This window comes from Protofrankia sp. Cj3 (assembly GCF_917627355.1).
Lineage (GTDB): Bacteria > Actinomycetota > Actinomycetes > Frankiales > Frankiaceae > Protofrankia.
On record NZ_CAKJTR010000245.1, the window covers coordinates 1 to 6101 of the forward strand.

Annotated in this window: 5 protein-coding genes and 1 pseudogene; 4 read left to right on the forward strand and 2 right to left on the reverse strand. The window is 67.0% G+C overall.

What is annotated here, in order from left to right:
* Positions 1-167: 167 nt before the first annotated feature.
* Positions 168-869 carry a VIT1/CCC1 transporter family protein gene (locus MJ783_RS21370; protein WP_239313211.1) on the reverse strand — a complete coding sequence of 234 codons (702 nt, stop codon included), beginning with the start codon at positions 867-869 and terminating at the stop codon, positions 168-170.
* 67 nt (positions 870-936) lie between these two features.
* Entirely contained in the window at positions 937-2064 is a 1128-nt protein-coding gene (locus MJ783_RS21375) for an amidohydrolase family protein (protein WP_239313213.1), read from the reverse strand.
* A 165-nt stretch (positions 2065-2229) separates the two neighbouring features.
* Here MJ783_RS21375 and MJ783_RS21380 point away from each other — a divergent pair, with 165 nt between their 5' ends.
* From MJ783_RS21380 to MJ783_RS21395, 4 genes and pseudogenes are all read left to right on the forward strand, one after another.
* Positions 2230-3081, forward strand: coding sequence for a sulfite exporter TauE/SafE family protein (locus MJ783_RS21380; protein ID WP_239313215.1), 852 nt, complete (start codon positions 2230-2232; stop codon positions 3079-3081).
* A 29-nt stretch (positions 3082-3110) separates the two neighbouring features.
* Positions 3111-3647: a DnaJ domain-containing protein gene (locus tag MJ783_RS21385; protein WP_239313217.1), complete on the forward strand. Its 537-nt coding sequence runs from the start codon at positions 3111-3113 to the stop codon at positions 3645-3647.
* A 168-nt stretch (positions 3648-3815) separates the two neighbouring features.
* Positions 3816-4610, forward strand: a complete 795-nt coding sequence (locus MJ783_RS21390) for an IS5 family transposase (protein ID WP_370651764.1) — start codon at positions 3816-3818, stop codon at positions 4608-4610.
* 383 nt (positions 4611-4993) lie between these two features.
* A pseudogene (locus MJ783_RS21395) lies at positions 4994-6101 on the forward strand (hypothetical protein); the annotation flags it as partial.

Below are 6101 nucleotides of genomic sequence, written 5' to 3' on the forward strand. Positions count from 1 at the left end.
CCCGACGCCGTTCGCGGCGGCCCACTCCTTGAGGTTCACATGAACATCATACGACCTCATCCGACGCTACCGGACGTCGATCCGGCAGCAGTTAACAACCCCTTCCTCGTCGCTGACAAGTAGCCGTGTGGACACATATATCTGGGCGATCCGGCCAGCCGGCGCGGTCAGTGGATGGCGGTTCCGGCCAGAGCGCCGACCATGGCTGTCACGGCCATGGCGACGCAGCCGCCGAGCAGGACACGGCCAGCCGCCCGCATCCGGTTCGCGCCGCCGAGCGTGGCGCCCACCGCGCCAAGCAGCGCCAATCCCACCAACGTCACAGCGACGAGCAGCACGATCCTGCTGCTGCCGCCAGTGGCGAGCGTGGCCAGAAGCGGAAGCAGAGCGCCAACGGCGAAACTCAACGCCGAGGCCCCGGCGGCCTGCACCGGACGGGCCGCGGCCGCCGGTGACTGGCCGAGCTCGTCGCGCGCGTGCGCGGCCAGCGGGTCGGCCCGGCTGAACTCCACCGCGACCTCCCGGGCGAGCTGCGGGCTCAGCCCACGCCGCACGTAGATGCCGGTCAGCTCCTCCAGCTCGGCGGCTGGATCAGCCGCGAGCTCCGCCGCCTCCACGGAAAGATCCCGCAGCTCGACGTCCCGCTGCGAACTGACCGAGACGAACTCGCCAGCGGCCATCGACGCCGCCCCCGCGACGAGCCCGGCGAGCCCCGCGGTCAGCACAACGGCTCGCGACGCCGACGACGCGGCCACCCCGAGCATCAGGCTGGAGGTCGACACCAGGCCGTCGTCCGCGCCCAGCACCGCGGCTCGCAGCCAACCCGAACGCTCACCGCGATGTCTCTCCCGATGCCCCGGTCTCATCATGATGCGATCGAACGCCTCAGGGCCACTCAGGCGCCAGCCGCACCTCGCGGTCGGTGAGTGAGAATCTTCACTGGGCCGGGCGAGATTCCTTCGCTGGGATGTCGAGGACCTGCCCACGCAGCACGATGAACGATGGCGCGGCGAGCACCCGTACGTCCACCCGCGGATCCTGCGGATAGACGACGAGATCGGCCGCGGCACCCTCGTCACAACCCGGGAATCCCAGCCAGGCACGCGCGGCCCAGCTTGCCGCCGACAGCGCGGCCAGCGGGGGCAGCCCGGCCCGCACCAGTTCGGCAACCTCGTCGGCGACCAGGCCATGGGCCAGCGATCCGCCGGCATCCGTGCCCACGTAGATCGCGATCCCTGCGTCATAGGCGGACCGCACTGTATCGTAACGGCGCGCGTGCAACGCCCGCATGTGCTTTCCGTAGCCGGGGAACTTTTCTTCCGCCGCCGCCGCGATGTCACCGAAGGTGGCAATATTGATCAAAGTCGGCACGATGGCGACGCCATGCGCCGCGAACAGCGGGATCGTCTCGTCGGTGAGCCCGGTGGCGTGCTCGACGCAGTCGATACCGGCCTCGACGAGGTCGGCCAGGGAGCTCTCGGCGAAGCAGTGCGCGGTGACCCGGGCACCGACCGCGTGCGCGGCCTCGATCGCGGCGCGGGCCACGTCCCGCGGCCAGCATGGGGCGAGGTCCCCGGCGTCGCGGTCGATCCAGTCGCCGACAATCTTGACCCAGCCGTCACCACGCCCGGCCTGCTCGACGACGTTCGCGAGTAACTGGTCGGGTTCGATCTCGATACCGTAGTTGCGGATATAACGCCTCGTCCGGGCGATGTGCCGGCCGGCCCGGACCAGGCGGGGCAGGTCAACGCGGTCGTCCACCCAGCGGGTGTCGGCGGGTGAGCCCGCGTCGCGCAGCAGCAACGCGCCCGCGTCCCGGTCCGCCCGGATCTGCCGCTCGGCGGTGTCACGATCAACCGCGCCGTGGGCGGCCAGGCCGACATGACAGTGCGCGTCGACCAGACCGGGCAGTACCCAACCTGACAGGGTCCGGACGTCGCGGGCACCGGCGCCGACCGGCGGGGTGAACGTGATCCTCCCGTCCAGCACCCACAGCTCGTCGCGGACATCCTCCGGCCCGACCAGTACCCGGCCGGTAATCCTCAACACCTCGAAACCGCCCATTCACGTTGCCTACCCACATGGCATCCACCGCGCCAGCGTTTCGGCGCTCTCCCGCCCGAGGTGGCGAGAAACACCGGCAACCAGCCGCATCCACCCGTGCGAACCTCATCTGAGCGGGTGTACTGAGAAGGCCGCAGGACTTCCTGCCCGGACGCGGAGGGTGCCGTGAGACCAGCCGACGGCGGACTCGTGGCGGCCGCCGGTCTGCTGGCTGGGGCGGTGAACGCGGCCGCCGGCGGCGGCACCCTGATCGCCTTCCCCGCGCTGCTCGCCACCGGTATGCCAGCACTCACCGCGAACATTACTTCCTCGGTCGGGCTGGTGACCGGCTATGCGGGCGGTGCGCTCGGCTATCGACGAGAGCTTGCGGGCCAGGCCGCCCGGCTGCGTCCGCTCGGTGTCCCGGCCCTGCTTGGCGGGCTGACCGGGGCGGTACTGCTGCTGGCCACGCCCGCGGGCGCCTTCCGGGCTGTCGTCGGATACCTCGTGCTGGTGGCCTGCGGGCTGCTCGGCGCCCAGCCGTGGCTGGCCCAGCTGGTGGCGGGCCGGCGTGCCCGGCTGCTGGCTGCCCCGGCTGCCCCGGCTGCCCCGGCTGCCCCGGCTGCCCCGGCTGCCCCGGCTGCCCCGATCATGCTTACCAACAATGGTGTAGCCACCGCCGCTGTCACCTGGCCGACCCGCGGCGGGGTGTTTCTGGCGGGGGTGTACGGCTCCTACTTCGGCGCCGGCCTCGGCGTACTGCTGCTCGGTATCCTGGGCATCCTGCTGCCCGACAATATCCAGCGCACCAATGCCGCGAAGACGCTGCTCTCGTTTGGGATCAACATAATCGGCGTCACTGTGTTCGTGGTAAGTGCCCAGGTCTCCTGGGCCTTTACAGCGATCCTGCTGGTCACATCCTGCGCGGGCGGTCTTCTTGGCGCACGTCTCGCCCGGCTGCTGCCCGCGGCCGCGCTACGGGGCACCGTCGTGATTCTCGGATTGATCGTCGCGGTCGTCCTCATCGTCTCCAGATGACACGTCCAGCTGGCGGGTAAGGGTAGGTCGTGGCCCGACCATCGCTCTATGACGTGCTGGGTGTGCGACCGACGGCCTCGCCCGCCCAGATCGTCACCGCCTACCGGCGGGCCGCGCTGCGCACGCATCCGGACGCGGGCGGTTCCGAGAGCGCGTTCCGTCTGGTCAATACCGCCTACCAGGTACTGAGTGATCCAGAGCGGCGCCGTGCCTACGACCGTCGGCTGCGTTCCCGAGCGGCCGAGGGGTGTCCCGGGCCGGCCGTGCCGCGCCAGCCCGGCCCCCCACGCCAGGCCACCGGCACAGCGGCACCTTCGCCGTCCCGGCCACCGGGACCAGCTCCCTCACCGGCAGCGGCACCAGCACCGCTGCCGGGCGAGACGCAGCGGCGGATCCGTCACCGTTACCTGGCGATGATGACCTGCTGCGTGGGGCTGTTCGTACTCGCCGGCGGCGTGGTCCGTTTCTTCTCGGTGCCGGCGGCGCTGGCCATGATGTCCGTCGCCGCTGTCATCCCGCCGGTCGCGGCCATCATCGCCAACCGCTCCCGAGACTGCGACCGCTAAGATCGACGGAATCATGAACCGGGGAACGGACCAGCTGCCCGTGGCGGGACGTTCCGGACAGGTACGGCCACTCGGGAACCCTCTACAAGCGCAAGCGGCGGCGGGCGGCGGACGGCACCTGGCAACGCATCCTCGACGCGCTCCGCACCGAGGCGGACGCCCGTTGCGGTGATCAGGCGCTCGGCGGGGACACCGGCCCCGACGACCGCGCCGCGCGACGGCACTACCGACCACGGCGGACACACCGGGCACGGCGGGGACACCGACCGCGACCGAGGGGCCGGTCCACCCCTCGGGATGCCCCCCGACTGGCCAGTCGCCGTCGACTCCACCGTCGTCCGCACCCACCAGCACACCGCCGGCGCGCGACACGCGCCCGCGAGCGATCTGGTCGCCGCGTACCCAGACACGAAGGAGGTGTTCCGCCTGGACGACCCGGACGGACGGGAGGCGCTCGGGCGTTCCCACAGCGGCCACTCGACCACGCTGCACCGGGCCGCCGACGCCCGCCGCCGGCCGCTGTCCCGGGTCACCGCCCCGGGACAGCGCCACGACACGACCGCATGCGCGCCGGTCATGGCCGGCATCCGCGTCCGCCGCCCGGGCGGGGTCGGCCGGCCCCGCACCCGGGCGACCCACATCCTCGGGGACAAGGCGTACTCCAGCCACGCGAACCGGGCCTACCTGCGCCGCCGGAAGATCAGGGCTGTCATCCCCGAGCGCGCCGACCAAGCGCACAACCGTAAGGCCCGCGGCAGCCGCGGCGGGCGCCCGCCCGCATGCGACGCGGAACTGTACACATTGCGCACCGTGGCCGAGCGGAGCATCAACAAACGTAAGCAGCTCCGGGCGGTCGCCACAAAATATGACAAACGTGACTACATGTACCAGGCCACCGTCGACATCGCCTCGATCAAGATCTGGCTTCGCGATCTCACGGAGTCGCCGCAGGGCCCAGGCTAGATCCAGGAAAAACGGCCTAGTAGAAACTGAACCGATACCCCTACGACCTGCGCTTGCCACATGCTTGCTACAGCAAGCGGTGCGCGAAGGTATGTCGGGCCGCTACTGTCGGCAGGCCACGCTGCACAGCGCGTCCACTGAGTCGGGGAGGGAGTCGCACCCTTACCCCCCGACCCGTTTACACGGGCCGGACCCGCCGCCATGCTCGCCGCGCGCGCCGCCATAACCAGTATTCGGGCCGGGACGTCGCAACAGGCGAACTTGCGCGCTCGGGGAGCCACTATTGTCATCACATGGGTCACTGGTGGGAACTTCGCATCGATAAGAGCGTAATCTTGTGCGGCAAGTATGTACCGCCAGATGAAACGATTTCCTTCTTTGACATGGCCGACTTAATCTACGATAGGGACCGCCATCGCCAGATGGACGATGAGAATGCCGATCTAGGACCGCATGAGTTCGGTCTGCTGCGTCCCGATATCGTCCGTTACGAGGTCGCATCGAGGGTAGTCATCGAACGTCTAAATGTGATGGGGTTCTCGTATAAGACAGCAGTGCATGAGTATGCCGAGAACAAGCTCAGCGGCGCCGGGGATAAAGAGGAGGTAGAAGAATGGATCAAAGAAAACATTCCACTGCTCCGCGCCTCTGTTATTGACTATCTCGATGCCGAAACTCACGACTACAATGAAACTTTTTTCGGCTTCGATTGGGAAGGAGGGATCGACGCTCGCGCACTGCTGGCCTTAGCTCTTGACTGTGCCAACGAAGAGTCGATGGTTATTTTCGATCTTACAGATGTACTGATCGGCGAGTATACAGACGACCTGGATTGGGCAGAATACGCACGAGAGAGAATCCGAGTTCGAGCGTCTCGCGACAGTCCAACAATAGTACTTACTGAGGGAAAGTTCGATTTTAGAGTAATTCGTGCGTCCTTGGAGCTACTTCGACCTCATGTCGCGTCCTATTTTTCGTTCCTGGAGTTCGATGTGGTGAAGATACCGGGGGGCGTCGACCGGGTAGGAGATGCCGTCAGGAGGTTCTCTGCTGCAGGGGTAGCCAACAGGATTATCGCCGTGCTAGATAACGATACCGCTGGGCGCGCCGAACAGGCTCGGCTTCTATCTTTGAAGCTTCCTGAAACTGTAAGGGTCATTCGGCTTCCCGATGTTGAGTATGGACTTAGCTATCCGACGGTTAACGAGGGACGTGTTGCCTACACAGATATTAACGGTGCTGCATGTTCCCTTGAATTCTGTTTCGGAGAGCAGGTGCTCTTTGACTCTCAACACGAGCGAGTTCCGGTGTATCTTCGCGGCTACGATGTGCAGCTGAAAAGCTACCAGGGGCCCCTCGGGAAAGGCGGACAGAAGGGAGACGTCCAGAAGAACATCTGGACTATTATCTACGCTTGCCAACAACTAGAATCCAACATTGCCGCCCTTCGTGCTCTTCCAATTGCTACCTTAATTGATGGAATAGTTGCGC

What these genes read in the sequence shown, in the direction of transcription:
- MJ783_RS21370 (WP_239313211.1), bottom strand. Translation starts at nt 869, where the DNA reads ATGATGAGACCGGGGCATCGGGAGAGACATCGCGGTGAGCGTTCGGGT.
- MJ783_RS21375 (WP_239313213.1), bottom strand. Translation starts at nt 2,064, where the DNA reads ATGGGCGGTTTCGAGGTGTTGAGGATTACCGGCCGGGTACTGGTCGGG.